Here is a 24,126-nt window from a genome sequence, read left to right on the forward strand (position 1 = left end):
TGAGTAACACCACTTATCCCGTGTGGGAGCGAGCTTGCTCGCGATGAGGCCATCCGCCTCACCCCATCAGTCAAAGCTACAACAACGGCGCGACAACCGGCTCCTTGCTCGGCCACGCATCCAGCACCGCCTTGAACAGCGTCGCCAGGGGAATCGCAAAGAACACCCCCCAGAACCCCCACAGCCCGCCAAACAGCAGCACCGCACAGATGATCGCCACCGGATGCAGGTTCACCGCCTCGGAGAACAGCAGCGGGACCAGCACGTTGCCGTCCAGGGTCTGGATGATCCCGTAGACCGCCATCAGGTAGATGAACTGATCGCTCCAGCCCCACTGGAACAGCGCAATCAAGGCCACCGGCACGGTCACCACCACGGTGCCGACGTAAGGCACCACCACTGAAATGCCCACCAGCAGCGCCAGCAGGGCGGCGTAATTGAGCCCCATGGTCACGAAACCGATATAGGTCACGCCGCCGCAGATGAAAATCTCGATGACTTTTCCGCGAATGTAATTGGCGATCTGCCGATTCATCTCCTGGGCCACTCGGGTGATCAGCGCCCGCTCACGAGGCAGGTAGCCACGCACCCAACGCCCGATCATTTCCCGGTCCTTGAGGAAGAAGAACACCAGGATCGGTACCAGCACCAGGTAGATCATGATGTTGACCAGAAGCGGCAGGCTGGACAGCGAGAACGTCAGCGCCCATTGGCCGAACTTGCCAATCTCGCCGCGCACCACTTCGATGGTCTGCAACACCTGCTCATCGGACACCAGGTGCGGATAACGCTCAGGTAGCAGCAATAGCAGGGATTGCCACTTGGCGAGCATCCCCGGCAACTCGTTGAACAAGGTCACCAACTGGTGCCAGAGCAACGGCACGATTACCACGATAAACACCACCAGCACGCCCATGAACAGGGCAAACACCAGCCCGACTGCCGCAGTGCCGGGCAGCCGCAAGCGCTCCAGCGTCGTGACCAGCCCCTGCATGAGATACGCCAGCACCATTCCCGCCAGCACCGGCGCCAACATGCCGCCCAAGGTAAGCACGGCGGTAAACGCCAGGAACAGCAGCACTGCCAGAACCACCGCCTCTTCATCGGAGAAGTAGCGCTGAATCCAATCGCGTAACACTTTGAACATTAAAAATCCTTAAGAGACGCTATCGGTTTTTTTCAGGCCTTTTTCAGCCAGTAACGGTAGACGCCGTTTTCGTCTTCTTCACGCAGCAGCGTATGACCGGCCAATCGGGCGAAGGTGCGAAAGTCACGTTGCGAGCCCGCATCCGTGGCGATGACCTTGAGCACACTGCCGCTGGCCAGGCGGTTGAGCTCCAGCTTGGCCTTGAGCAACGGCAACGGACAATTCAGGCCGCTGGCGTCCAGTTCGGCATCGTGGGCTACAGCATCAGTCATGGGTTCGCTCCGCGGCAGGTCGTTGAGCGGCCTAGAATATCTGGTCCCGGGCCCGGTGTCCGGCTACAGTAGGGTCTTTGTCAACTAAGGCTTCGTGCATGACATTTCTGCGCCCCACCCTGCTGACGCTCGCTTGCCTGCTTGCCTCACCGGGCTTCGCCGACGACTTGCCGTCACTTGGCGATGCCAGTTCTGCCATCGTCTCGCCAGAACAGGAGCACCAACTGGGCCGCGCCTGGCTGGCCCTGCTGCGCAGCCAGGTTTCACAGCTCAACGATCCACAGCTCAAGGACTACGTCGAAACCAGCGTCTACAAGCTGGTGGAAACCAGCCAGGTCAACGACCGGCGCCTGGAATTCATCCTGATCAACAGCCCGCAGCTCAACGCCTTCGCCGCACCGGGCGGCATCGTCGGGGTCAACGGCGGCCTGTTCCTCAACGCACAGACCGAAGGCGAATACGCTTCGGTCATGGCCCACGAACTGGCGCACTTGTCACAGCGCCACTTCGCCCGCGGCGTCGAAGCCCAGCAACGCATGCAGGTGCCGATGATGGCGGCACTGCTGGCTGGCATCGTGATTGCCGCCGCCGGTGGCGGTGACGCCGGGATCGCGGCCATCGCCGGAACCCAGGCCGCCGCCATTCAGGAACAACGGCGCTTCTCGCGCCAGAACGAACAGGAAGCCGATCGCATCGGTATCCAGAACCTCGAGAAGGCCGGCTACGACCCGCGGTCCATGCCAACCATGTTCGAGCGCCTGATGCGCCAGTACCGGTTCGACGCCAGGCCGCCGGAATTCCTGCTGACTCACCCGGTGACCGAATCGCGGATCGCCGATACCCGCAACCGCGCCGAACAGGCCAAGCCGGGCGGCATCGAAGACAGTGTGCGCTATCAACTGATTCGCGCGCGGGTCCAGCTGACCTACGAAGAAACCCCGGGCCTGGGCGCCAAGCGCTTCCGGGCACAGCTGGATGAGAACCCGAAGAACGACGTGGCCCGCTATGGCCTGGCGATCGCGCAAATCAAGGGCGGCCAGTTGAATGACGCACGGGAGAATCTCAAGCCGTTGCTGGCCAAATCGCCCAACGAGATCATCTACAACCTCGCCCAGGTGGACCTGGACATCACCAGCAACAAACTGGCCGACGCTCAATCCCGCGTCGACCGGATGCTGAGCCAGTACCCCGGCAACTATCCGCTGAACCAGGTACGCGTCGACCTGCTGCTCAAGCAGAACCGCCCCGCCGATGCCGAGAAAGCCCTGGAAACCTTGCTCAAGTCGCGCCCGGACGATCCGGACATCTGGTACATGGTGGCCGAGACCCGCGGGCTGTCAGGCAACATCATTGGCCTGCATCAGGCCCGTGCCGAGTACTTCGCCCTGGTGGGCGACTACCGTCAGGCCATCCAGCAACTGGACTTCGCCAAACGACGTGCCGGCACCAACTTCCCCCTGTCGTCGCGCATCGATGCCCGCCAGCGGGAACTCATGGAGCAGGAACGCATGGTCAAGGACATGATGGGCTGAGCATTCGCCAGGCATAAAAAAACCGCCTCTTTCGAGGCGGTTTTTTTCAGCGGCTAACCGATCATTCGGCCAGCTTGAAGGTGATGAAGCTCGCACGCCCCTGGCGCAGGACTCGCATCGACACTGAACGATTCTTCGGCAATGCCTTGGCAATGTCGGTGAATTCCTTGGCCGAACCGATGGCCTGGTTGTTCAGGTGCGTGATGATGTCGCCCGGCTGGAGACCGATCAACGCGGCAGGACCGTCCTGCACTTCCTTGATCACCACACCGCCCTGGAGCTCCAGGGTGCGCTTCTGCTCTTCGGTCAGCTCGGCCACCGCCACGCCCAGGCGGTTGCTGCTGCGCTCGACGCCGGACTTGGGCAGCGAATCCAGCTCCTTGCCCTCTTCAGGAATGGCCCCGACGGTCAACTCGACATTCTTGCGCTTGCCCTCGCGAATCACTTCCAGATTGGCCTTGGCGCCAGCCTTGAGGGCTCCCACCAGGTGCGGCAGGTCGGCGGACATGACGATCGGCTGACCATTCATGCTCAGAATCACGTCACCCACTTGCAGACCGCCCTTGGCAGCCGGGCCACCTTCCTGGATCTGCGCCACCAGCGCACCGGCGGGTTTATCCAGCCCGAACGACTCGGCCAGGTCCTTGTTCACTTCCTGGATCACCACACCCAACCAGCCACGGCTGACCTTGCCTTCGCTCTTCAGTTGGTTGGACACGTCCATGGCAACGTCGATCGGAATCGCGAAGGACACGCCCATGAAGCCGCCCGAACGGGTGTAGATCTGGGAATTGATGCCGACCACTTCACCGTTGAGGTTGAACAGCGGGCCACCGGAGTTACCCGGGTTGATCGGTACGTCGGTCTGGATGAACGGCACGTAGTTTTCGTTCGGCAGGCTGCGACCGATGGCGCTGACAATACCCTGGGTCACGGTGTGGTCGAAGCCGAACGGCGAACCGATGGCAACGACCCATTGGCCGGCTTTCAGGTCCTGGGATTTGCCCAGCTTGAGCACCGGCAGGTCCTTGCCCTCGATTTTCAACAGCGCCACGTCGGAACGTGGGTCGGTGCCGATCAGCTTGGCCTTGAGCTCGCTGCGGTCGGCCAGGCGAACCAGGATTTCGTCGGCATCGGCGATCACATGGTTGTTGGTCAGGATGTAGCCATCAGGTGAAATGATGAAGCCCGACCCCAGGGACTGGGCTTCGCGCTGACGACCACCGCCGGGTGAACGGGGCTGTTGTGGCATGCCACGCTCGAAGAACTCCCGCAGCATCGGCGGCAAGCCTTCCAGGTCCGGCATCTGCTGGTCCGATACACGGCGATCCGGCAGCTTCTGGGTCGTGCTGATGTTCACCACGGCGGGTGAAGCCTGCTCGACCAGTTGTGTGAAGTCAGGCAATTCGACCGCCACGGCAGGAACGGCCTGGCCGAGCACAAGCACGGTGGCAAAAATGGAGAGATAGGTTTTCAAGCGTGGTATCGACATACGGCTCCCGTTACGACGAGCATGGTTAAGCGATATGGAGCAAGGAATACCAGGGAAAGATACGCCGGTATTTTTGTTCCGGGAACAGACAAGGCCAGAGCCGAGCGGCTCTGACCTATAGAAAAAAAGCTGGGGTTTTGCAAATGAAAATGCTGACAGGAAGTTTCGGCATTTCGATCAAGCCCTGGCGTCATCAGCCTCTCGCACAATCGAACCACCCGCGCCGTCAGCCGGCTATTGAGTCGCAGTGACGTCGGAGCGCATGGAAAGCGCGATCCGTTCCGCCGTACCGATAGGAATCTCGCCGACCACCGTGACCATCATTTCGCCTTGGGGCGTGGTGAGTCTGCGGGAGACGGCAGCCGTCGGACCGAGTTGAGTACGGGTATCGGTGGCGTTGGCACCGTTCAACGGCTCCAGGAACACCGAGAAGCGCGCCAAGCCATCGTCGTACATCAAGCTGCTGACCTGGATCTGGGTGTCCGGGTCCTTGCGCATGGCACTGCTGGTCAGTTCAAAGCCGGGCGGCAACCAGTCCGAGTGCCAGGCGGCTTTCACCGCAACGGCCTTGCCGGGTTCCTGCGCGACAGCCTTGCATTCGGCGCTGGCTTGCAGGTCACCGTCCGTGGGCACGGCGACGTTCAGGCGAGTGAACTGGAAACGTTCGAGCAACTGGCCCTTGTCGTTGAGCAACAAGGACTTGAGCGGCAGGCCGGTCTCTTTGTCCAGGTGCAGCTCGAAGCCATAACGATGCTGGTCCTTGGGCGTCAACGCCACGATGACCGCTTGACGCCCGGCCACGCGCGACTTGCCTATGACGGCAAGGTCATACCAATTCTTGAGTTTTTGCGGATCGAGCGCACGTGAAGTGCCGTCCGGCGTATTGCCCAACCCCGCGATCAAGGAGCCGCTGACGCATTGAGTATGCCCATCAATGCGCAGGACTTCCTGTGCCGAGCCGTCGAGCTGGAGTAACCGCTCGCGGACCTTGCCATCCTGGACGCGATGCCAGATGTTATGCGTAGAAAAACTACCGTTGCGCTCGTAAACGAAAGTGCCCTGGAAGCTCTGCTGTTGCTCGGCTTGACTCAGGCGACTCAACCAGTCCTGAGCCTCATCGGCATGGGCTGGAATCGCACACCAGCCACCAAGCAGAAGCGTGAATAGAGGTATGGCGCGCAATGGTTTTCCTTATTAACGGTTTTCCAGGCTGGCGGCACGGGCGTAAGGCAGCGCGCTTTCGGTACCTTTCAAGGCAGCTTGCTGGGCATGCTGACGCAGGTAGTTGGGCAGACGCTGATCATGCCAGCCAGGCTGGCCTTGCAGCACACCGTTGACCATCGGGCCTGCGGTTTCCGAACCTTCGCTGTAGCCGGCCAATACCGCTGGACCCTTGACCTGTGGAGCGACCAAGCCAGGCTGGTTGGACTGCTGCGCCATTTGCACGCCGGCAATCTCATCCTGGTTGTACAGGCGCACACCGGCCAGTACGGCAACGGTGACCGACGCGGCTACCGCCAGACGTCCCAGGCTACGCCATGGTCCGCGTGAAGCTTTTGCCGGTACGGCTTCGTCAGCCAATGCAGCAGAAACGGCCGCAGCGATGTCCAGGCGTGGAAGCAGCAAATCCTTGTGCATGACAGCCCGGGCGATCTGGTAACGAGCCCAGGTCTCACGTGTTTCAACATCGTCGAAGGCATTCAATACCCGACGCAATTCAAGTTCGTCCGCTTCGTTGTCCATAACTGCGGACAGCGATTCCTGCAGGGCTTCACGACTCATGGCGTTCCTCTCTTGGCTGTCGCCGCTGTCTCTAGTTTTCCTGCAACAAGGGTTGCAGGGCTTTATCGATGGCCTCCCGAGCGCGGAAAATCCGGGAGCGCACGGTGCCCACAGGACATTGCATGACGCTCGCAATGTCTTCGTAACTCAGACCGTCGAACTCACGTAAAGTTAAAGCCGTACGCAAATCTTCAGGCAATTGCTGGATGGTTCGATGGACGGTGCCTTCGATCTCATCCCGCAGCAACGCACGTTCCGGTGATTCGAGATCCTTGAGGCCATGATCGCCATCATAGAACTCGGCATCTTCAGAACTTACATCGCTATCCGGCGGCCGGCGGCCGCGTGAAACCAGATAGTTTTTCGCCGTGTTGATGGCGATGCGGTAAAGCCACGTATAAAACGCGCTGTCCCCGCGGAAATTACCAAGTGCGCGGTAGGCCTTGATGAAGGCTTCCTGAGCAACATCCTGCGCTTCATGGGTGTCGTGCACGAAACGCACGATCAACCCGAGAATTTTGTGCTGGTATTTCAGCACCAGCAGATCGAAAGCTCGCTTGTCGCCGCGTTGGACCCGCTCGACCAGCTGCTGATCCTCTTCCTGGGTTAGCATGAACACTCCTCGATAAGCTCGAAGGAGGCTTGCATTACTAATTGACCGGGCTTGCAAACATAGACTCGGGCTTTTCGCAAAAGTTCTCCCCCTTCCAAGCAAGTTTCCGGCGCGCTCTGATCTCGGCACGCACGAAAAACGCAGCAGGAGATTCCCCGGCTGCGCGAATAATCTGTCATCGGGTCTGTCGGCAGAGATTTCAATCGAAATATTGCACCAACCCGACGCTGCTCCCTTTTGCAGACAACCGTCTATTGAACGTAGGCGCTTGGCAAAAGTTCCCGCTATTTACATCGCCATGAACTGAATTTCAGGCAACCATGCCGCGATAAACAGCGTTCTGTCCTCGAAACGGCCGCCTTTGTCGACTCAAAGCCAAAAGGATGATCCGACGAAGCGTGTCGCTTTCCTGTCACACTGGTTTCACATTGCCATGAAGGCCCGGCTATTGTGCCGATCCCCCCCTCTATATACTAGTGGGCTGCGTGGCTGCCCGACCCGTTGAAGCGGTGTCTGGCGCCAACCCCGACCCGGGTCGCCTTGAGCGGAAACCATTCGAATGAGCCAACAGTTTCAACACGATGTTCTGGTAATCGGCAGCGGAGCCGCCGGATTGAGCCTGGCGCTGACCTTGCCTGCGCATTTGCGCATCGCAGTGCTGAGCAAGGGCGACCTGGCCAACGGTTCGACCTTCTGGGCCCAGGGCGGTGTCGCCGCCGTGCTGGACGATACCGACACCATTGAATCCCATGTCGACGACACCCTCAACGCCGGCGGTGGCCTTTGCGATCCGCAAGCGGTGCGTTTCACCGTCGAGCACAGCCGGGAAGCCATCCAGTGGCTGATCGACCAGGGCGTGCCGTTTACCCGTGACGAACAATCGGGCACCGAAGACGGCGGTTTCGAGTTCCATCTGACCCGCGAAGGCGGCCACAGCCATCGGCGCATCATCCACGCGGCCGACGCCACGGGCGCGGCGATCTTCAAGACCCTGCTCGCCCAGGCGCGACTACGGCCGAACATCGAATTGCTGGAACAGCGCGTCGCGGTCGACCTGATCACCGAAAAACGCCTGGGCCTGGACGGTGACCGCTGCCTCGGCGCCTACGTGCTCAATCGCGGCACCGGCGAAGTCGACACCTACGGCGCGCGCTTCGTCGTCCTGGCGTCCGGTGGCGCGGCGAAAGTCTACCTGTATACCAGCAACCCCGACGGCGCCTGCGGCGACGGCATCGCCATGGCCTGGCGTTCGGGTTGCCGGGTGGCGAACCTGGAGTTCAACCAGTTCCACCCCACCTGCCTCTATCACCCGCTGGCCAAGAGCTTCCTGGTGACCGAGGCCCTGCGTGGCGAAGGGGCCCATTTGAAGCTCCCCAACGGCGAACGCTTCATGCAACGTTTCGATCCGCGTGCCGAACTGGCGCCGCGTGACATCGTCGCCCGGGCCATCGACCACGAAATGAAGCGCCTGGGTATCGATTGCGTCTATCTGGACATCAGCCACAAGCCTGAAGCCTTCATCAAGAGCCACTTCCCGACGGTGTACGAGCGCTGCCTGGAGTTTTCCATCGACATCACCAAGCAACCGATCCCGGTGGTGCCGGCGGCGCACTATACCTGCGGTGGCGTGATGGTCGACCAACACGGCCGCACCGACGTGCCTGGCCTGTATGCCATTGGCGAAACCAGCTTCACCGGCCTGCACGGCGCCAATCGCATGGCCAGCAATTCGCTGCTGGAATGTTTCGTCTACGCCCGCTCGGCGGCGGCAGACATCCTCGAGCAATTGCCGCAGATCGCCATTCCGGCCGCCCTGCCCTCGTGGGACGCCAGCCAGGTCACCGACTCGGACGAAGACGTGATCATTGCCCACAACTGGGATGAACTGCGGCGCTTCATGTGGGACTACGTGGGCATCGTGCGCACCAACAAGCGCCTGCAACGGGCACAGCACCGGGTGCGCTTGCTGCTGGATGAGATCGACGAGTTCTACAGCAACTACAAAGTCAGCCGCGACCTGATCGAACTGCGCAACCTGGCCCAGGTGGCGGAACTGATGATTCGCTCGGCCATGGAACGCAAGGAAAGCCGGGGGCTGCATTACACCCTCGACTACCCGAACCTGCTGCCCGAGGCACTGGACACTATCCTGGTGCCGCCCACCTACGCCGACTGAACCTGAGCCGCACCCGCAGGCGCCGATGGACATCCGGCGCCAGCGCGTCGCGGAGCACGCACAGCGATCGGACCCGCCGCTCACCCTGCAATCGGAAACGCAGCACGATGATCAGCGGCAGCGCCAGGCTATCGGGGCGCAACTGCACAGCCCGCCAGCCATCGGCCCGGCTCCAGAGCTGCCAGCCCGCGGCATTGCGACGCAACCCGCAAAAGGCCCGGCGATGGGTCAGCACGACATGTCGGGGGATCACCCAGGCGCCATGGGCCAGGCACACGATAATGCCAAGCGCGGCGCACCAGGACGCGATGGACAACAGCAACAACGAACCCAGGGCGAACACCTGGGCCAGCAGATAGGCCGCCAGCAGTTGCCCAGAGGCCTGCCAGCGGCATTCGAAGTCATTACTTGGGTTGGACACGGTCCAGGATCATCCGGACCATGCGCTGCAACTCGGGGTCTTCGGATTCGCTGCGCTCCATGAACCAGCCGAACATGTCCTGATCCTCGCATTCGAGCAGGCGGACATAGCACGCACGGTCCACTTCATTGAGATGGGGGTAAACCTCTTTCACGAACGGCACCAGCAACACGTCCAGTTCAAGCATGCCGCGGCGGCTGTGCCAGTAGAGGCGATTCAGTTCAACATCTTCGACCATGGAGCGCTCCTCAAATAGAGCGCAAGTATACAGGCCTCGCCACAGCGCAACAGACGGCTTTGGTCTGGCACCACCGATCCTTTGTGAACTACCCATTTCAAGGGCGTCCCCTTATGATGTCTACCAGACTTTTTACCCTGCGATGACCCATGGCTGATTTCGCTTTTTTCTGCACCCTGTCCCACGAAGGCGTCCTCGCGGTCCGCGGCGTGGACGCCAGCAAATTCCTGCAAGGCCAATTGACCTGCAACCTCGACTACCTCAGCGACAGCCGGGCCAGCCTCGGCGCCCGCTGCACGCAGAAAGGCCGGATGCAATCGAGCTTCCGCATCCTGCTCGAAGGCGACGGTGTGTTGATGGCCATGGCCACCGAACTGCTCGAACCGCAATTGGCGGACCTGAAAAAATACGCCGTGTTCTCCAAATCCAAGCTCACCGACGAAAGCGCCGCCTGGGTTCGCTTCGGCCTGGAAAATGCCGACAATGCCCTGGCTGGCCTGGGCCTCGAACTGCCGAGCGACACCGACAGCGTGGTGCGCCATGAAGCCTTGATCGCCATCCGCGTTTCTCCCGGCCGCGCCGAGCTGTGGGCCCCCGCCGAACAGGCACAGGCACTGCGAACCCGCCTGGGCGCCGAACTGGCCGAGGCGGACCTGAACCCCTGGCTGCTGGGCCAGGTCCGTGCCGGGATCGGCCAGGTCATGCCGACCACCCGCGAACTGTTCATCCCGCAGATGCTCAACCTGCAAGCCGTCGGCGGCGTCAGCTTCAAGAAAGGCTGCTACACCGGCCAGGAAATCGTCGCCCGCATGCAATACCTGGGCAAGCTCAAGCGGCGCCTGTATCGCCTGCAACTGGACGCCAGCGAACTGCCGGAACCTGGCACGGCGCTGTTCTCCCCCACTCATGGCAGTTCCATCGGCGAAGTGGTGATTGCCGCCCGCGGCGAAGGAAACATTGAACTGCTGGCGGTATTACAGGCCGAAGCTGCAGAAGATAACAATCTGCACCTCGGTGCCTTGGAAGGCCCTCGCCTTCAATTGTTGGACCTGCCTTACGAACTGGACCGCGACCGCGAAATCCAGCGCTGATCGCAGCATTTGTCGCAACACCCTAGAGAACCGAAATGAGCGATTTGGCGGATAAGGTCCAACGGGATTTGGTGCAGGCCATCGATAACGATGACCTGGTTCTGCCAACATTACCGGAAGTGGCCATGCAGATTCGCCGGGCCGCCGAAGACCCGGAAATCAGCGTCAGCAACCTGAGCAAAGTGATCGGCCGCGATACGGCCCTTTCGGCACGCCTGATAAAAGTGGTCAACAGCCCGCTGTTGCGCGCCACCCAGGAAGTCACTGACCTGCACACGGCCATCACTCGACTGGGCGTCAACTACAGCAGCAACTTGGCCATTGGCCTGGTGATGGAGCAGATTTTCCATGCCCGTTCCGAGGTAGTGGAACTGAAGATGCGCGAAGTCTGGCGCAAAAGCCTGGAGATCGCCGGCGTCAGCTATGCGTTGTGTCGCGGCTACACCCAACTCAAGCCCGACCAGGCCGCGTTGGGTGGGCTGGTGCATCAGATCGGCGTGCTGCCGATCCTCACGTATGCACAGGACAATAATGAGTTACTGTCGGATCCGGTCAGCCTCAACCATGTCATCGAAACAATTCACCCGGTGCTGGGGGACAAATTGCTCAGTGTCTGGGAATTTCCGGAGCGGCTGGTGAAGCTGCCGGGGTTGTATCTGGATTTCAACCGCGACTCCAAGCAAATCGATTATGTCGACCTGGTGCAGGTCGCTGCGCTGTATTGCTACAAGGACACCGACCATCCCCTGAGCAAGATTGATGTATTCGGCGTCCCAGCCTTCAAGAAACTGGGCATCGACCCGGAGAACAAGGCCCGGTGTGCGGATATCGAAGAAGCGCGGTCGATGTTTTATTAGAGACGTCTGAGGCCATGTAGACGTCTCCGAGCATGCTGTGGTCAGCAGATGCTTTTGTGGCGAGGGAGCTTGCTCCCGCTCGACTGCGCAGCAGGCGCAAGGCTTTTAGCGCCGCGCGCAACCCAGCGGGAGCAAGCTCCCTCGCCACAACGGCGTTCTGCTCTGGCTCAGTCTGATCCAGGAATAAAGCTCACCCGCACCTTCAGCCCGCGCTCCTGCCCGTCATGCAAGGTGATCTGCGCCAGATGCGCGCGGCAGATTTCACCGACGATCGCCAACCCCAGCCCGGAACCGGCCACTTGCTGGTTGCGTCGATAGAAGCGCTCGAACACCCGGTCCCGCTCATGCAACGGAATGCCTGGCCCGTCGTCCTCGACTTCCAGGACCGCCGGTGGGGTGACCCGCAGGATCACGTTGCCGCCGGACGGTGTGTGGGCCAGGGCGTTGTCCACCAGGTTGCTCAACAGCTCGTTCAACAAGGTCGGCTCGCCCCGCAGCCATACCGGCTCGTCGGCTTCCAGGGCCAGTGCCACGCCTCGGGCATGGGCCAGCGGGGCCATGGCCATGCCCAGCTCACGGGCCAACTGGCTGAGATCGAGCAACTGTGCGCCGCCTTCGGCAATGGCCCGGGCGCCATTTTCCACCCGCGCCAGGGACAGCAACTGGTTGGCCAGGTGGGTCAATCGATCGGTCCCCTGAGCCGCGGTTTCCAGGGTTTCACGCCAGGTCGCCGGCTCGCTGGCGCGCAACCCCAGCTCCAGGCGCGCCTTGAGCGCGGCCAGCGGTGTACGCAGTTCATGGGCGGCATCGGCGATGAACTGAGCCTGACGCTCGAACTGCCCGCGCAGGCGTTCGGTGAAATGGTTGAGGGCCCGCACCAGCGGCCATAATTCGTGCTGCACCTCCACCAGCGGCAACGGCCGCAGATCGTCCGGCTGGCGCTCCTCCACCGCCGTGCGCAAGCGCTCCAACGGGCGCAACGCCGCACTGACCGCAAACCACACCAACAGCAGCGCGCCCACGGCCAGCATGCCCAGGCGCAATAGCGTGTCGGCCATCAGGCCACGGGCCATGCTGACCCGCGCCTCTTCGGTCTCGGCCACGCGAATTTCCGCCATGCCATTCATGTTCGGCTCGCTCACCGCCTTGAGCAGGCTCACCACCCGCACGCTCTGCCCCTGGTATTGGGCGTTATAGAAGCGCGCCAGGGCCGGGTAATCGTCCGTGCGGGGTGTTCCGGGCGGCGGGCCGGGAAGGTTTTCGTAGCCGGAAATCAACTTCTTGTCGATGTCATTGACTTGGTAATAAATGCGTCCGGCACTGTCGTAGGCAAAGGTGTCCAGGGCCACGTAGGGCACATCTGCGCTGAGGCTGCCGTCGCGCTGGGACAGGCCTGCGGCGATGGTCCGGGCCGAGGCCAGCAGGGTCCGGTCATAGGCGGTGTCCGCCGCTTCGCGGCCGTTCCAGTAGGCGCTCAGGCCGCTGGCGAGCATCAGTACCACCAGCAGCAATGCCAGGTTCCAGAGCAGCCGCCAGCGCAGGCTGTCGGGCTTATGCATTGCGGTTTTCCAGCAGGTAGCCCAAGCCGCGGAACGTCACGATCGCGACCGCATGGCCGTCGAGTTTCTTGCGCAGGCGATGGACGTAGATTTCGATGGCGTCCGGGCTGGCTTCTTCGTCCAGGCCGAACACCTGGGCCGCCAGTTGCTCCTTGCTCATCACCCGCCCCGGCCGGGCAATCAACGCTTCGAGCACGGCCTGCTCGCGGGAGGTGAGGGTGAGCAATTCATCGTCGAGGGTAAAACGGCGGGTGTCCAGGTCGTAGACCAGCCCGCCGCAGCGCTGCTGGCGTTCGCCGCCCAGTACGCTGCGCCGCAACAGGGCCTTGACCCGGGCCTCCAGCTCAGTGAGCTCGAATGGCTTGGCCAGGTAGTCGTCCGCACCGAGATTGAGGCCATGGACGCGGTCCTTGACGTCGCTGCGGGCGGTCAACATCAGCACTGGCAAAGTCTTGCCGCGTGCCCGCAGGCGCGCCAGCACCTCGAAACCGTCCATGCGCGGCAGCCCGACATCGAGCACCGCCACGGCATATTCCTCGCTGCTCAAGGCCAGGTCGGCCGCGACGCCGTCGTGTAGCACGTCCACGGTCAAACCGGTGCTCTTGAGCGCCTGGGCAACGCTTTCGGCGAGCTGCAGATGGTCTTCGACGAGCAGAACACGCATGGGTTATTCCTCGATTCAGGGATGGTCGACGCCATTCTTTGGCGCGGAGTTTACAGCCGAGTCCGCCGCTGTGAAGGCAAAAGAATCATGAAAGCCTACTGAAAGGTTAGCGAAAGGTTGGACAGTTAGAGTCCTCCCACGGACGGTTTCGACTGCCCGCCGCGACGCACATCGCGAACGAAAAACGCCTCGAAGCGTTTTCGCCAAATAAGAACAATAAAAGCGGAGTATTCACCATGCTGTCCCTACAGCTCCAGGCCCCAATGCCTGCTCGCCCTTCCCGCTTCAATCAGACCCGCGTGGCCGATGCCGCCGCTCCTCGGTCCAGCGTCTTCCTACGCCTTCAATCCCGAACTCCCTGGCAACAACCTGCGTCCGCTATCAGCGACGACCAGGCCGGGAACCCATCGACACCAAATTTGCACCACACACAACAACAACTCCTGTGGAGACGATGATGAATCTATCACTGCGTAAAATAGCCTTGGCCGCTGGATGCCTGATGTTCGCCGGGCAGTTGCTCGCCGCTGATCCGTCCAAAGAACCCAAGCGCCCCGAATGCATCGCCCCGGCTTCCCCTGGCGGCGGCTTCGACCTGACGTGCAAGCTGGTGCAAAGCGCGCTGGTCAACCAGAAACTGCTGACCAAGCCAATGCGCGTCACCTACATGCCCGGCGGCGTCGGCGCGGTAGCCTACAACGCAGTGGTCGCCCAACGTCCGGCCGACGCCGGCACATTGGTGGCCTGGTCCAGCGGCTCGTTGCTGAACCTGGCCCAGGGCAAGTTCGGTCGTTTCGATGAAAGCGCCGTGCGTTGGTTGGCCGCGGTCGGCACCAGCTATGGCGCCATCGCGGTGAAAAGCGATTCGCCCTACAAGAACCTCGACGATCTGGTACAGGCCCTGAAGAAAGATCCGGGGTCGGTGGTCATCGGTTCCGGCGGCACGGTCGGCAGCCAGGACTGGATGCAGACCGCCCTGATCGCCAAGGCCGCCGGTATCAACCCCCGCGACCTGCGTTACGTAGCCCTCGAAGGCGGCGGCGAGATCGCCACCGCGCTGCTCGGCGGCCACATCCAGGTCGGCAGTACCGACATTTCCGACTCCATGCCCCACATCCAGAGCGGCGACATGCGCCTGCTGGCGGTGTTTGCCGAGAAGCGCATCGACGAGCCGGAGATGAAAAACATCCCCACCGCCCGCGAGCAAGGCTATGACATCGTCTGGCCGGTGGTCCGCGGTTTCTACCTCGGGCCAAAAGTCAGCGATGAAGACTACGCCTGGTGGAAAGACGCGTTCGACAAGCTGCTGGCTTCCGAAGAGTTCGCCAAGTTGCGTGACCAGCGCGAGCTGTTCCCGTTTGCCATGACCGGCCCGGAGCTGGACACCTACGTGAAGAAGCAAGTGGCTGATTACAAGGTGCTGGCCAAAGAGTTCGGCCTGATCCAGTAACCGTCTCTGTTCGCGTGGCGGCGCTGGCATCACCGGCGCCGCCCAGGAGTTAGTCATGCTCACCATCCAACGTATTTTTGCCGCGGTGCTGCTGCTGGTTTGCATCGGCCTCGCGCTGATGGCCTGGCCGTATCAGGCCGCTTTTTCCTACGAACCGGTCGGCCCGCGCGCCTTTCCCTTGCTGATGCTGGGGCTGATGGGCCTGGCGCTGCTGTACATGCTGTTTCGTCCGACCCCTATCGTGCACAGCGACGAAGACCCGCAACTGGACCGTGAAACCCTGCAGAAAATCGGCATCTGTGTGGCGTTGTTGCTGGTATTCGCCGGGACCTTCGAACCCCTGGGCTTCATTGTCGCCAGCATCCTGATCGGCGTGCCGATGGCGCGCCTGTATGGCGGGCGCTGGGTGCCGAGCGTGGTGATCATCAGCCTGATGGCCATCGGTCTTTATCTGTTGTTCGACAAGCTGATGGACGTGCCGCTGCCCCTGGGCCTGCTCGACGTCCTGGAGAATTGATATGGATACCCTGAATTATCTCGGCCAGGGTTTTGGCGTTGCACTGACCCCCTACAACCTCGTCACCGCCTTGACCGGTACGCTGATCGGCACGGTGGTCGGCCTGCTGCCGGGCCTGGGCCCGATCAACGGTGTAGCGCTGCTGATCCCGATCGCCTTCGCCCTGGGCCTGCCGCCGGAGTCGGCGCTGATCCTGTTGGCGGCGGTGTACCTGGGTTGCGAATACGGCGGGCGCATCAGCTCGATCCTGCTCAACATCCCGGGGGAAGCCTCCACCGTGATGACCACCCTCGACGGCTACCCGATGGCTCGCCAGGGCCTGGCCGGGGTGGCGTTGTCGCTGTCGGCGTGGAGTTCGTTCATCGGCGCGTTCATCGCCACCTGCGGCATGGTGCTGTTCGCGCCGTTGCTGGCCAAATGGGCGATTGCGTTCGGACCGGCGGAATATTTCGTCCTGATGGTGTTCGCCATTGTCTGCCTCGGCGGCATGGCCGGCGACCGACCGCTCAAGACGTTCATTGCGGCGCTGATCGGTCTGTTCCTGTCCAGTGTCGGGATCGATGCCAACAGCGGCGTCTACCGCTTCACCGGTGACAACATCCATCTGACCGATGGCATCCAGTTCGTCGTGCTGGTGCTGGGTTTGTTCTCCATCAGTGAAATCCTGTTACTGCTGGAGAAAACCCATCGCGGCCAGGAAGCGGTGGAAGCCACTGGGCGGATGATGTTCAACTTCAAGGAAGCGGCGTCGGTCTTCGTCGTGAACCTGCGTTGCGGCGTGCTCGGCTTCATCATGGGCGTGTTGCCCGGTGCCGGGGCGACCCTGGCCAGTGCCGTGGCCTACATGACCGAGAAGCGCATCGCCGGTGCCAGTGGCAAGTTCGGCCAGGGTGACAAACGCGGCCTCGCCGCTCCGGAAACCGCCATTGGCGGCGCAGCCTGTGGGGCGCTGGTGCCGATGCTGACCCTCGGTGTTCCCGGCTCGGGCACCACGGCGGTGATGATCGGCGCACTGTCGCTGTACAACATCACGCCCGGTCCGCTGCTGTTCCAGCAACAGCCGGACATTGTCTGGGGCCTGATCGCCTCGTTGTTCGTCGCCAATATCATGTTGGTGATCCTCAACATCCCGATGATCCGCATCTTCACCCGTATCCTGGCCGTGCCGAACTGGGCATTGGTACCGGTCATCGCGATCATCACCGGCATCGGCGTCTACGCAGTGCATGCCACGACGTTCGACCTGTTCCTGATGATCGGCATTGGTATCTTCGGCTACATCCTGCGCAAGCTGGATTTCCCGCTGTCACCGGTCCTGCTGGGCTTCATTCTCGGCGGCCTGATGGAACAGAACCTGCGTCGTGCGCTGTCGATCTCCAACGGTGCGCTGGAAATCCTCTGGTCGAGCCCGATCACCTTCGGCTGCTGGATCCTGACGGCGATCATGCTGTTCATGCCATTGCTGCGGATCTGGCGTCGCCGCGCCGCCCAACGTCGCGCCCTGGCCAATGTCTGAAGCGACGTTCAAACAATGGTGGGGAACACCGCTGGTCGGTCTGGCCGGCGGTTACCTGGCCAGCCTGATCGGCTGGCCTTTGCCCTGGATGGTCGGCTCGTTGCTGGCGATCATCCTGGTGCGCTGCCTGACGCCGTGGCAATTGGCGGAAATCCCCGGCGGCCGTAAATGCGGCCAATGGGTGGTGGGCATCGGCATCGGCCTGCACTTCACCCCTGTGGTGATGGAACAAGTCCTGAGCCACTTCGGCTTGATTTTTTTCGGCGCGCTGATCACCAGCGTGTCCAGCGTGGTAAGTGTCTGGCTGATGCGTCGCACCGGCGAGGACCGTGCTACCGCGTTTTTCTCGAGCATGCCCGGCGGTTCCGGCGAAATGGTCAACCTCGGTGCCCGCAACGGCGCGGACCTCAGCCGTGTCGCCGCGGGCCAGAGCCTGCGGGTGCTGGTGGTGGTGCTGTGCGTGCCGGCGGCCTTCAAGTACCTGCTGGGCGAAGGCACCCCGGCGCAGCACGCCACGACGGTGGACTGGCTGTGGCTGGCGCTCCTGTTTCCGGCGGGCGCCCTGCTCGCCTGGGTTTGGGAACGCTTGCGCCAACCCAACCCGTGGTTGTTCGGGCCGTTGCTGGTGAGCGCGGCGGTGAGCGTCGGCTGGGACCTGCACATCGGCCTGCCCAACGGCGCCAGCCAGATCGGCCAGTGGCTGATCGGCAGCGGGCTGGGTTGCCATTTCAACCGGCAGTTCTTTCGTCGGGCACCGTCGTTCATGGGCCGCACGTTGGTTGGCACGGTGTTGACGATGCTGATCGCCACGCTTGCCGCCCTAGGCTTGAGCACCTTGACCCATCTGGATCTGCGTTCGTTGACGCTGGGCATGATGCCCGGCGGCATCGCGGAAATGAGCCTGACGGCGGAGACACTGCAACTGTCGGTGCCATTGGTGACGGCGTTGCAGGTGATGCGGTTGCTGTTCGTGCTGTTTCTGGCGGAGCCGTTGTTCAGGTATTGGACGCGCCAGCCGAATTCGGCCTGATCGTCCGCGGCGCCTTCATCGCGAGCAAGCTCGCTCCCACAGGGTTCAGGGCAACACAACCCCCTGTGGGAGCGAGCTTGCTCGCGATGGGGCCCTCATTGCCGACCGTTCAAACTGGCGGCAACCGCCAATCGATCGGCGTCTCGCCCTGCTGCTGGAGAAACTTGTTGGTCCGGCTGAAATGCCCGCAACCGATGAAACCTCGGTGGGCCGACAGCGGTGACGGGTGGACCGAAGTCAGCACCAAATGCTTGGTCGCATCGATCAGCTTCTGCTTGCTCTGGGCATGGGCGCCCCACAACAGGAACACCAAGTGCGGCTGGTGTTCACTGACGACTTCAATGATCCTGTCGGTAAAGTGCTGCCAACCTTTTTTGGCGTGGGCGTTGGCATTGGCGCGCTCCACGGTCAGGGTCGTGTTGAGCAGCAACACGCCCTGGTCGGCCCAACTTTGCAGGTAGCCGTGACTCGGGATGTCGATGTTCAGGTCGCGCTTCAATTCCTTGTAGATGTTCACCAGGGACGGCGGTGTCGGCACGCCCGGCTGTACCGAGAAGCACAAGCCATGGGCCTGGCCTGGACCGTGGTAAGGATCCTGGCCGAGAATCACCACCTTGACCTTATCCAGCGGCGTGGAATTGAGGGCGTTGAAAATCAGCGAAGCCGGCGGATAGATCTCCTTGCCAGCGGCGTATTCACTGCGTAGGAACTCACGCAACTCCGCCATGTAGGGCTGGTCGAACTCGGCACGCAGGGCCTGCTTCCAGCTCGGTTCGAGTTTGATACGGTCGTCAGCAGTCATGGTTGCATCCGGTAAAAACAATGGGCGCACCCTAGGAAAGCCTACAGGGCTTGTCAATTGATCTGACGCAGAACCGGCACTTTCCTACATAGCGGTCATACTGAACATTCAAATTTCTGATCGAGGTCACGATGAATTTGCACTTCGAAGAGCTCACCGGCATCGACGGTGCCCGCATCGGCATCGCCACCCTGGATGCCGAAAAATCCCTGAACGCCCTGTCCCTGCCGATGATCAACGCCTTGCGTGATCGCCTCGATGCCTGGGCTCGGGAACCGCAGGTCGTTTGTGTGCTGTTGCGTGGCAATGGCGCCAAGGCCTTCTGCGCCGGCGGTGAAGTGCGCAGCCTGGTAGAGGCCTGCCGCGCTCATCCCGGCGAAGTACCGCCGTTGGCGGCACAATTCTTCGCGGCGGAATACCGCTTGGACTTCAACCTGCACACCTACCCAAAACCCTTGCTGTGCTGGGGCCACGGTTATGTCCTGGGCGGCGGCATGGGCCTGCTGCAAGGCGCCAGTACCCGCATCGTCACGCCAAGCAGCCGCCTGGCCATGCCGGAAATCAGCATCGGCCTGTACCCGGATGTCGGCGCCAGTTGGTTCTTGTCCCGCCTGCCCGGCAAGCTCGGGCTGTTTCTCGGCCTGACCGGCGCTCACATGAATGCCCGGGACGCCATCGACCTGGGCCTGGCCGACCGCTTCTTGCTGGATGAACAACAGGACGACCTGATCGAAGGCCTGCTGCAACTCAACTGGCAGGAGCAGACCGAGATGCAACTCAACAGCCTGCTCAAGGCCCTGCAGCAGGAAGCCGTCGCCCAACTGCCCGAGGCCCAATGGCTGCCGCGGCGGCCGAAAATCGATGAGTGGCTGGATGTCAGCGATGTGCGCTGCGCCTGGAAAGCCCTCAGCCTGTTGGTGGACCACCCCGATCCACTGATCGCCCGGGCCGCCAAGACCATGAGCGAAGGCTCGCCATTGACCGCTCATCTGGTCTGGGAGCAGATCGCTCGGGCTCGGCATTTGTCCCTGGCCGGCGTGTTCCGGATGGAATACACCCTGAGCCTCAACTGCTGTCGTCATCCGGAATTCAGCGAAGGCGTGCGGGCACGATTGATCGACAAGGACCACAAGCCGCGCTGGCACTGGCCGGATATCAATCACGTTCCCGAAGCGGCAGTCGAAGCGCACTTTCACAAGGCGTGGGAAGGGCGGCATCCGTTGGCGGATTTGTCCAACGAATAACGAGCCAGGGACAACTCCCTGTGGGAGCGAGCTTGCTCGCGATAGCGGCATATCAGACACATCAATGCTGGCTGACCCGACGCCATCGCGAGCAAGCTCGCTCCCACAAGAGCTATCCCATCGGTTTTATGACAGGTACAAAAAAAGCGGCGCTATATGCGCCGCTTTCTGTTGCCCCAGGATCAGCGATGACCGCCCCTTCCGTCATGACCACCGCGTCCCCGATGATCACGCCCGCCTCGACCGCCTCGGTCGTCATTCCAACCGCCCCGGTCACGGCCGTCCCAGCCGCCCCGATTCGGATAAGACCGATACGCCGCTCGCGGTGGCGAGTAGTAGCGCGGGCCTTGTTGGTAGTAACGCGGTGCCGAGTAATAGCGCGGCGCCGGTTGGTAATACCGCGGGGCGTAATAACCACGCGGAGCCGAATAATAACTCCCGCCACCGTAATAGACCGGCGCCGGTGAGGTGTAGACCTCGGAACGGTAGTAGCTCGAGTCTCCGTCGTAATAAGGCACGCAGGCCGAAAGAGTCAAACCGAGAAACGCAATGAGCAGCAGTCGTCGATACATGGCGGCCTCCTGGACCGCGGATGGGCCACATCAGCGACGCTGATGGGCGGCAGTCAACAGGGTGTGACTGACAACTAGTCAGACAGCAAAATCGGAATCTGGTGCGACCTGGCAACAACTGGAAACATGTCCCTCGTCGCTCTTTTCCGGTGCGCGCGAGCACCACAAGCAAGCACAAATCCGCCCTCGATCCTCCTTCCCCAACACCTGCCCTCTCTGGCCCGGGGCTTTGCCGGAGTTGGCACGGCTCTCGCTTTAACAAACTCCGTGCAGGAGTCATCACAGGTTCGCGGCACCACAATTTGCAATGGCTGACTAGGGTTCCGGCTCGCTTCTGGCGAGTGGCTGGTCCGAGAGTTGGCGACCTCCAGTTGAGGTTACACGGCGGGACAAAAGCCCGGGAGACAAGCCACCGTTCGCGGTGCCGCGTTGCTCCTGTCCGCCCTTGATCAACTGGAGAACCACCATGCTCAAGCTTCGTCTGTCCGCCCTGCTCCTCGCCGCCCTCTCGGCCCTCGTGAGCTTTTCATCCGCCGCCGCACAAAAAGACCACTTCAGCGTCTGCTGGACCATTTACGCCGGCTGGATGCCCTGGGAATACGCCGGCAGCCAGGGCATCGTCGACAAATGGGCGAAAAAATACGGCATCAAGATCGATGTCGTGCAGCTCAACGATTACGTTGAGTCCATCAATCAGTACACCGCCGGTCAGTTCGATGGCTGCACCATGACCAACATGGACGCCCTGACCATTCCCGCCGCCGGTGGCGTGGACAGCACCGCGCTGATCGTCAGCGATTTCTCTAACGGCAACGACGGCATCGTCCTCAAGGGCGAGGGCAAAAAAGTGGCCGACCTCAAGGGCATGGACGTCAATCTGGTGGAACTGTCGGTGTCCCATTACCTGCTGGCCCGCGCCCTGGATTCCGTCGGCCTTGCCGAAAAGGACCTGAAAGTCGTCAACACCTCCGACGCCGACATCTCCGCCGCGTTCAACACCGATCAGGTCAAGGCCGTCACCACCTGGAACCCGATGCTCTCGGACATCAAGGCCCAGCCCGGCGTGAGCGAAGTGTTCAATTCCAGCCAGGTTCCCGGCGAGATCATGGACATGATGGTGGTCAACACCCAGACCTTGCAGGACAACCCGGCCCTGGGCAAAGCGTTGACCGGCGCCTGGTTTGAAGTGGTGGCGCTGATGAATGCGAAAAACCCAGCCAGCCAGGCAGCGTTGGAACACATGGCCAAAGCCTCGGGCACCGACCTCAAAGGTTTCCAGGCGCAACTGGACACCACCAAGTTGTTCGCCACGCCCACAGAAGCGCTCAACTTCGCCACCAGCGAACAACTGCCCGCCACCATGGGCAAGGTCGCCGAATTCTCGTTCCAGCACGGTTTGTTGGGCGAAGGCGCCAAGGACACGAACGCGGTCGGCATGGCGTTCGCCAATGGCGTGACCCGCGGCGACAAGGCCAACCTCAAGCTGCGCTTTGACCCGACCTACGTACAGCTGGCCGCCGACGCCAAGCTGTAAACCGGAGGACCTGGCATGCGCCTGATCAACCGCTACCCGGATCGTCCCAGCCGCTTGTTGCTGGTGATCCTGCCATTCGCGCTGGTGTTGTTCGCCTACTTCATGGGCTCGGCCGAACGGTTGACGGACAACCCCAACGACAAACTGCTGCCCAGCGCCGTACAAATGGCCGATGCGGTCAAGCGCCTGGCCTTCACCGCTGACGCCCGCAGCGGCGAATACCTGCTTTGGCAGGACACCGCCTCAAGCCTGCGCCGGTTGGCCATCGGCCTGGGCATCAGTGCCCTGGCCGGGCTGTGCCTGGGCATTGCCGCCGGCACGTTGCCGCTATTGGGCGCGCCGTTATCGCCGCTGCTCACCGTGGTGTCGATGGTGCCGCCGCTGGCTATCCTGCCGATCCTGTTCATCGTCTTCGGCCTGGGAGAGTTGTCGAAAGTGATGCTGATCGTGATTGGCATCACACCGTGCCTGGCCCGGGACCTGGAACAGCGCGCTCGGGAAATTCCGCCCGAACTGCTGATCAAGGCCCAGACTCTCGGCGCTTCGACCTGGACCCTGATGCTGCGGGTGGTGCTGCCGCAATTACTGCCGCGCCTGTTGATTTCCCTGCGACTGATGCTCGGTTCGGCCTGGCTGTTTCTGATCGCCGCCGAAGCCATCGCCTCCACCGATGGGCTGGGCTATCGGATTTTCCTGGTGCGCCGTTACCTGGCGATGGACGTGATCTTGCCGTACGTGGTGTGGATCACCCTGCTCGCCTGGCTGATGGATTGGGGCCTCAAGCGCCTGACCCGGCAAGCGTTCCCCTGGTATGAGGGGGCGAAGGCATGAGTTTCATTACCGTGAACAATGTCTGGCAACAGTACGGCGATCAGGTGGTGCTCGAGCGCTTGAACCTGAGCGTCGCCGAGGGTGAGTTCTGCACCTTGGTGGGGGCGTCGGGTTGCGGCAAGTCGACCTTCCTGCGCTTGCTACTGGGCCAGGAACGCGCCAGTCGCGGACAGATTCTCCTGGATGGCGAGCCCTTGGCTGGCGAGCCGGATGCCAGCCGGGGCGTGGTGTTCCAGCGTTACTCGGTGTTCCCGCACCTGACCGTGCTGGACAACGTCGCCCTGGGCCTGGAGTTGCCACGCTCGTCGCTGCTGGGCCGTCTGTTCGGCAGTGCCAAGCGCCAGGCCCGGGAAGACGCCGCACACTTGCTGGACAAGGTCGGACTCGGCCATGCGCTGGATAAATACCCGGCGCAACTGTCCGGCGGCATGCAGCAGCGACTGGCCATCGCCCAGGCACTGATCATGAAGCCCCGGGTCCTGTTGCTGGACGAACCCTTCGGCGCCCTCGACCCGGGCATTCGCAAAGACATGCACGCCTTGTTGCTGGAGTTGTGGCGCGAAACCCGGCTGACCGTGTTCATGGTTACCCACGACCTGTCCGAAGGTTTCAGCCTCGGCACGCGCCTGCTGGTGTTCGACAAAGTCCGTGTCGACCCCCACGCCCCTGGCGCCTATGGCGCCCGCATCACCTACGACATTCCATTGAACAGCGACCGCCGCACCGCCCGTGCCGCCGTCGACGCCCTGCCCGCCGAACTGGCCGGCACATTGCGTATCGCTTGAA

The 24,126-nt window shown here is 61.9% G+C and carries 24 protein-coding genes and 1 riboswitch; of the genes, 12 read left to right on the top strand and 12 right to left on the bottom strand.

The window, feature by feature from the left end; translation table 11 throughout:
• Positions 1-76: 76 nt before the first annotated feature.
• Both AO356_RS04555 and AO356_RS04560 read right to left on the bottom strand, forming a co-directional pair.
• Complete coding sequence (locus AO356_RS04555; RefSeq protein ID WP_060738761.1) at positions 77-1,147, bottom strand: AI-2E family transporter; 1,071 nt, start codon at positions 1,145-1,147, stop codon at positions 77-79.
• 32 nt (positions 1,148-1,179) lie between these two features.
• Complete coding sequence (locus AO356_RS04560; RefSeq protein WP_053120054.1) at positions 1,180-1,419, bottom strand: sulfurtransferase TusA family protein; 240 nt, start codon at positions 1,417-1,419, stop codon at positions 1,180-1,182.
• A gap of 98 nt (positions 1,420-1,517) precedes the next feature.
• On the opposite strand from AO356_RS04560, the gene AO356_RS04565 reads away from it, so the two are divergent.
• Positions 1,518-2,951, top strand: a complete 1,434-nt coding sequence (locus AO356_RS04565; RefSeq protein ID WP_060738762.1) for a M48 family metalloprotease — start codon at positions 1,518-1,520, stop codon at positions 2,949-2,951.
• A 61-nt stretch (positions 2,952-3,012) separates the two neighbouring features.
• Here the strand turns inward: AO356_RS04565 and AO356_RS04570 are convergent, their stop codons facing one another.
• The 4 genes from AO356_RS04570 to rpoE all read right to left on the bottom strand — a co-directional run bounded on the left by AO356_RS04570 (position 3,013) and on the right by rpoE (position 6,838).
• Positions 3,013-4,443: a DegQ family serine endoprotease gene (locus AO356_RS04570; protein WP_060738763.1), complete on the bottom strand. Its 1,431-nt coding sequence runs from the start codon at positions 4,441-4,443 to the stop codon at positions 3,013-3,015.
• A 234-nt stretch (positions 4,444-4,677) separates the two neighbouring features.
• Positions 4,678-5,625 carry a MucB/RseB C-terminal domain-containing protein gene (locus AO356_RS04575; protein ID WP_060738764.1) on the bottom strand — a complete coding sequence of 316 codons (948 nt, stop codon included), beginning with the start codon at positions 5,623-5,625 and terminating at the stop codon, positions 4,678-4,680.
• 12 nt (positions 5,626-5,637) lie between these two features.
• A complete protein-coding gene (locus AO356_RS04580) occupies positions 5,638-6,225 on the bottom strand; it encodes a sigma-E factor negative regulatory protein (RefSeq protein ID WP_046065129.1) in 588 nt (195 codons plus the stop codon).
• 31 nt (positions 6,226-6,256) lie between these two features.
• On the bottom strand, positions 6,257-6,838 hold the full coding sequence (gene rpoE, locus AO356_RS04585; protein ID WP_003172477.1) for an RNA polymerase sigma factor RpoE: 582 nt from the start codon (positions 6,836-6,838) through the stop codon (positions 6,257-6,259).
• A gap of 559 nt (positions 6,839-7,397) precedes the next feature.
• Between rpoE and nadB the strand changes: the two genes are divergently transcribed.
• On the top strand, positions 7,398-9,014 hold the full coding sequence (gene nadB, locus AO356_RS04590; RefSeq protein WP_060738765.1) for an L-aspartate oxidase: 1,617 nt from the start codon (positions 7,398-7,400) through the stop codon (positions 9,012-9,014).
• Here the strand turns inward: nadB and AO356_RS04595 are convergent.
• A complete protein-coding gene (locus tag AO356_RS04595; protein WP_060738766.1) occupies positions 8,983-9,435 on the bottom strand; it encodes a protein YgfX in 453 nt (150 codons plus the stop codon). The genes nadB and AO356_RS04595 overlap by 32 nt on opposite strands.
• Positions 9,419-9,673, bottom strand: coding sequence for a succinate dehydrogenase assembly factor 2 (locus AO356_RS04600; protein WP_003184348.1), 255 nt, complete (start codon positions 9,671-9,673; stop codon positions 9,419-9,421). The genes AO356_RS04595 and AO356_RS04600 overlap by 17 nt, the downstream gene beginning before the upstream one ends.
• A 149-nt stretch (positions 9,674-9,822) precedes the next feature.
• Here AO356_RS04600 and AO356_RS04605 point away from each other — a divergent pair, with 149 nt between their 5' ends.
• Both AO356_RS04605 and AO356_RS04610 read left to right on the top strand, forming a co-directional pair.
• The gene (locus AO356_RS04605; protein WP_060738767.1) at positions 9,823-10,764 is read left to right on the top strand and encodes a YgfZ/GcvT domain-containing protein; all 942 of its coding nucleotides are present in this window, start codon (positions 9,823-9,825) and stop codon (positions 10,762-10,764) included.
• A gap of 35 nt (positions 10,765-10,799) precedes the next feature.
• Positions 10,800-11,621: an HDOD domain-containing protein gene (locus AO356_RS04610; RefSeq protein WP_060738768.1), complete on the top strand. Its 822-nt coding sequence runs from the start codon at positions 10,800-10,802 to the stop codon at positions 11,619-11,621.
• 167 nt (positions 11,622-11,788) lie between these two features.
• Here the strand turns inward: AO356_RS04610 and AO356_RS04615 are convergent, their stop codons facing one another.
• Both AO356_RS04615 and AO356_RS04620 read right to left on the bottom strand, forming a co-directional pair.
• Positions 11,789-13,180 (bottom strand): sensor histidine kinase, encoded by a 1,392-nt coding sequence (locus AO356_RS04615; RefSeq protein ID WP_060738769.1) that lies wholly within the window; start codon positions 13,178-13,180, stop codon positions 11,789-11,791.
• Positions 13,173-13,844: a response regulator gene (locus AO356_RS04620; protein ID WP_003198779.1), complete on the bottom strand. Its 672-nt coding sequence runs from the start codon at positions 13,842-13,844 to the stop codon at positions 13,173-13,175. Before AO356_RS04620 ends, AO356_RS04615 begins: the two co-directional genes overlap by 8 nt.
• A 457-nt stretch (positions 13,845-14,301) precedes the next feature.
• Between AO356_RS04620 and AO356_RS04625 the strand changes: the two genes are divergently transcribed.
• Genes AO356_RS04625 through AO356_RS04640 form a run of 4 tightly spaced genes read left to right on the top strand, consistent with a single transcriptional unit; the run spans position 14,302 to position 18,357 of the window.
• Positions 14,302-15,294, top strand: coding sequence for a Bug family tripartite tricarboxylate transporter substrate binding protein (locus tag AO356_RS04625; protein WP_060738770.1), 993 nt, complete (start codon positions 14,302-14,304; stop codon positions 15,292-15,294).
• A gap of 55 nt (positions 15,295-15,349) precedes the next feature.
• Entirely contained in the window at positions 15,350-15,811 is a 462-nt protein-coding gene (locus AO356_RS04630) for a tripartite tricarboxylate transporter TctB family protein (protein WP_060738771.1), read from the top strand.
• 1 nt (position 15,812) lies between these two features.
• The gene (locus AO356_RS04635; protein WP_060738772.1) at positions 15,813-17,327 is read left to right on the top strand and encodes a tripartite tricarboxylate transporter permease; all 1,515 of its coding nucleotides are present in this window, start codon (positions 15,813-15,815) and stop codon (positions 17,325-17,327) included.
• Entirely contained in the window at positions 17,320-18,357 is a 1,038-nt protein-coding gene (locus AO356_RS04640; protein ID WP_060738773.1) for an AbrB family transcriptional regulator, read from the top strand. The genes AO356_RS04635 and AO356_RS04640 overlap by 8 nt, the downstream gene beginning before the upstream one ends.
• Before the next feature lie 109 nt (positions 18,358-18,466).
• On the opposite strand, the gene ung is transcribed toward AO356_RS04640, so the two are convergent.
• Positions 18,467-19,159, bottom strand: a complete 693-nt coding sequence (gene ung / locus AO356_RS04645) for a uracil-DNA glycosylase (protein WP_060738774.1) — start codon at positions 19,157-19,159, stop codon at positions 18,467-18,469.
• A gap of 131 nt (positions 19,160-19,290) precedes the next feature.
• On the opposite strand from ung, the gene AO356_RS04650 reads away from it, so the two are divergent.
• Positions 19,291-20,403, top strand: a complete 1,113-nt coding sequence (locus AO356_RS04650; RefSeq protein WP_060738775.1) for an enoyl-CoA hydratase/isomerase family protein — start codon at positions 19,291-19,293, stop codon at positions 20,401-20,403.
• Positions 20,404-20,585: 182 nt separating this feature from the next.
• Here the strand turns inward: AO356_RS04650 and AO356_RS30620 are convergent, their stop codons facing one another.
• The gene (locus AO356_RS30620) at positions 20,586-20,975 is read right to left on the bottom strand and encodes a hypothetical protein (RefSeq protein WP_081015315.1); all 390 of its coding nucleotides are present in this window, start codon (positions 20,973-20,975) and stop codon (positions 20,586-20,588) included.
• 304 nt (positions 20,976-21,279) lie between these two features.
• A riboswitch (guanidine-I (ykkC/yxkD leader) is annotated at positions 21,280-21,381 on the top strand.
• Between the two features lie 60 nt (positions 21,382-21,441).
• Here AO356_RS30620 and AO356_RS04655 point away from each other — a divergent pair.
• Genes AO356_RS04655 through AO356_RS04665 form a run of 3 tightly spaced genes read left to right on the top strand, consistent with a single transcriptional unit; the run spans position 21,442 to position 24,125 of the window.
• The gene (locus AO356_RS04655; protein ID WP_060738776.1) at positions 21,442-22,509 is read left to right on the top strand and encodes a putative urea ABC transporter substrate-binding protein; all 1,068 of its coding nucleotides are present in this window, start codon (positions 21,442-21,444) and stop codon (positions 22,507-22,509) included.
• A gap of 15 nt (positions 22,510-22,524) precedes the next feature.
• A complete protein-coding gene (locus tag AO356_RS04660) occupies positions 22,525-23,340 on the top strand; it encodes an ABC transporter permease (RefSeq protein ID WP_060738777.1) in 816 nt (271 codons plus the stop codon).
• Entirely contained in the window at positions 23,337-24,125 is a 789-nt protein-coding gene (locus AO356_RS04665) for an ABC transporter ATP-binding protein (RefSeq protein WP_060738778.1), read from the top strand. The genes AO356_RS04660 and AO356_RS04665 overlap by 4 nt, the downstream gene beginning before the upstream one ends.
• Position 24,126 lies beyond the last annotated feature (1 nt).

This window comes from Pseudomonas fluorescens (assembly GCF_001307275.1).
In the GTDB taxonomy this organism is placed as follows: domain Bacteria; phylum Pseudomonadota; class Gammaproteobacteria; order Pseudomonadales; family Pseudomonadaceae; genus Aquipseudomonas; species Aquipseudomonas fluorescens_AA.

Bases quoted from the DNA above. Each gene is read 5' to 3' on its own strand.
- AO356_RS04580 (WP_046065129.1), bottom strand. From the start codon at position 6,225: ATGAGTCGTGAAGCCCTGCAGGAATCGCTGTCCGCAGTTATGGACAAC.
- AO356_RS04625 (WP_060738770.1), top strand. From the start codon at position 14,302: ATGAATCTATCACTGCGTAAAATAGCCTTGGCCGCTGGATGCCTGATG.
- AO356_RS04605 (WP_060738767.1), top strand. From the start codon at position 9,823: ATGGCTGATTTCGCTTTTTTCTGCACCCTGTCCCACGAAGGCGTCCTC.
- AO356_RS04635 (WP_060738772.1), top strand. From the start codon at position 15,813: ATGGATACCCTGAATTATCTCGGCCAGGGTTTTGGCGTTGCACTGACC.
- AO356_RS04555 (WP_060738761.1), bottom strand. From the start codon at position 1,147: ATGTTCAAAGTGTTACGCGATTGGATTCAGCGCTACTTCTCCGATGAA.
- rpoE (WP_003172477.1), bottom strand. From the start codon at position 6,838: ATGCTAACCCAGGAAGAGGATCAGCAGCTGGTCGAGCGGGTCCAACGC.
- AO356_RS04610 (WP_060738768.1), top strand. From the start codon at position 10,800: ATGAGCGATTTGGCGGATAAGGTCCAACGGGATTTGGTGCAGGCCATC.
- AO356_RS04650 (WP_060738775.1), top strand. From the start codon at position 19,291: ATGAATTTGCACTTCGAAGAGCTCACCGGCATCGACGGTGCCCGCATC.
- AO356_RS04570 (WP_060738763.1), bottom strand. From the start codon at position 4,443: ATGTCGATACCACGCTTGAAAACCTATCTCTCCATTTTTGCCACCGTG.
- nadB (WP_060738765.1), top strand. From the start codon at position 7,398: ATGAGCCAACAGTTTCAACACGATGTTCTGGTAATCGGCAGCGGAGCC.
- AO356_RS04620 (WP_003198779.1), bottom strand. From the start codon at position 13,844: ATGCGTGTTCTGCTCGTCGAAGACCATCTGCAGCTCGCCGAAAGCGTT.
- AO356_RS04615 (WP_060738769.1), bottom strand. From the start codon at position 13,180: ATGCATAAGCCCGACAGCCTGCGCTGGCGGCTGCTCTGGAACCTGGCA.
- AO356_RS04640 (WP_060738773.1), top strand. From the start codon at position 17,320: ATGTCTGAAGCGACGTTCAAACAATGGTGGGGAACACCGCTGGTCGGT.
- AO356_RS04630 (WP_060738771.1), top strand. From the start codon at position 15,350: ATGCTCACCATCCAACGTATTTTTGCCGCGGTGCTGCTGCTGGTTTGC.
- AO356_RS04565 (WP_060738762.1), top strand. From the start codon at position 1,518: ATGACATTTCTGCGCCCCACCCTGCTGACGCTCGCTTGCCTGCTTGCC.
- AO356_RS04660 (WP_060738777.1), top strand. From the start codon at position 22,525: ATGCGCCTGATCAACCGCTACCCGGATCGTCCCAGCCGCTTGTTGCTG.
- AO356_RS04560 (WP_053120054.1), bottom strand. From the start codon at position 1,419: ATGACTGATGCTGTAGCCCACGATGCCGAACTGGACGCCAGCGGCCTG.
- AO356_RS04600 (WP_003184348.1), bottom strand. From the start codon at position 9,673: ATGGTCGAAGATGTTGAACTGAATCGCCTCTACTGGCACAGCCGCCGC.
- AO356_RS30620 (WP_081015315.1), bottom strand. From the start codon at position 20,975: ATGTATCGACGACTGCTGCTCATTGCGTTTCTCGGTTTGACTCTTTCG.
- AO356_RS04655 (WP_060738776.1), top strand. From the start codon at position 21,442: ATGCTCAAGCTTCGTCTGTCCGCCCTGCTCCTCGCCGCCCTCTCGGCC.
- ung (WP_060738774.1), bottom strand. From the start codon at position 19,159: ATGACTGCTGACGACCGTATCAAACTCGAACCGAGCTGGAAGCAGGCC.
- AO356_RS04665 (WP_060738778.1), top strand. From the start codon at position 23,337: ATGAGTTTCATTACCGTGAACAATGTCTGGCAACAGTACGGCGATCAG.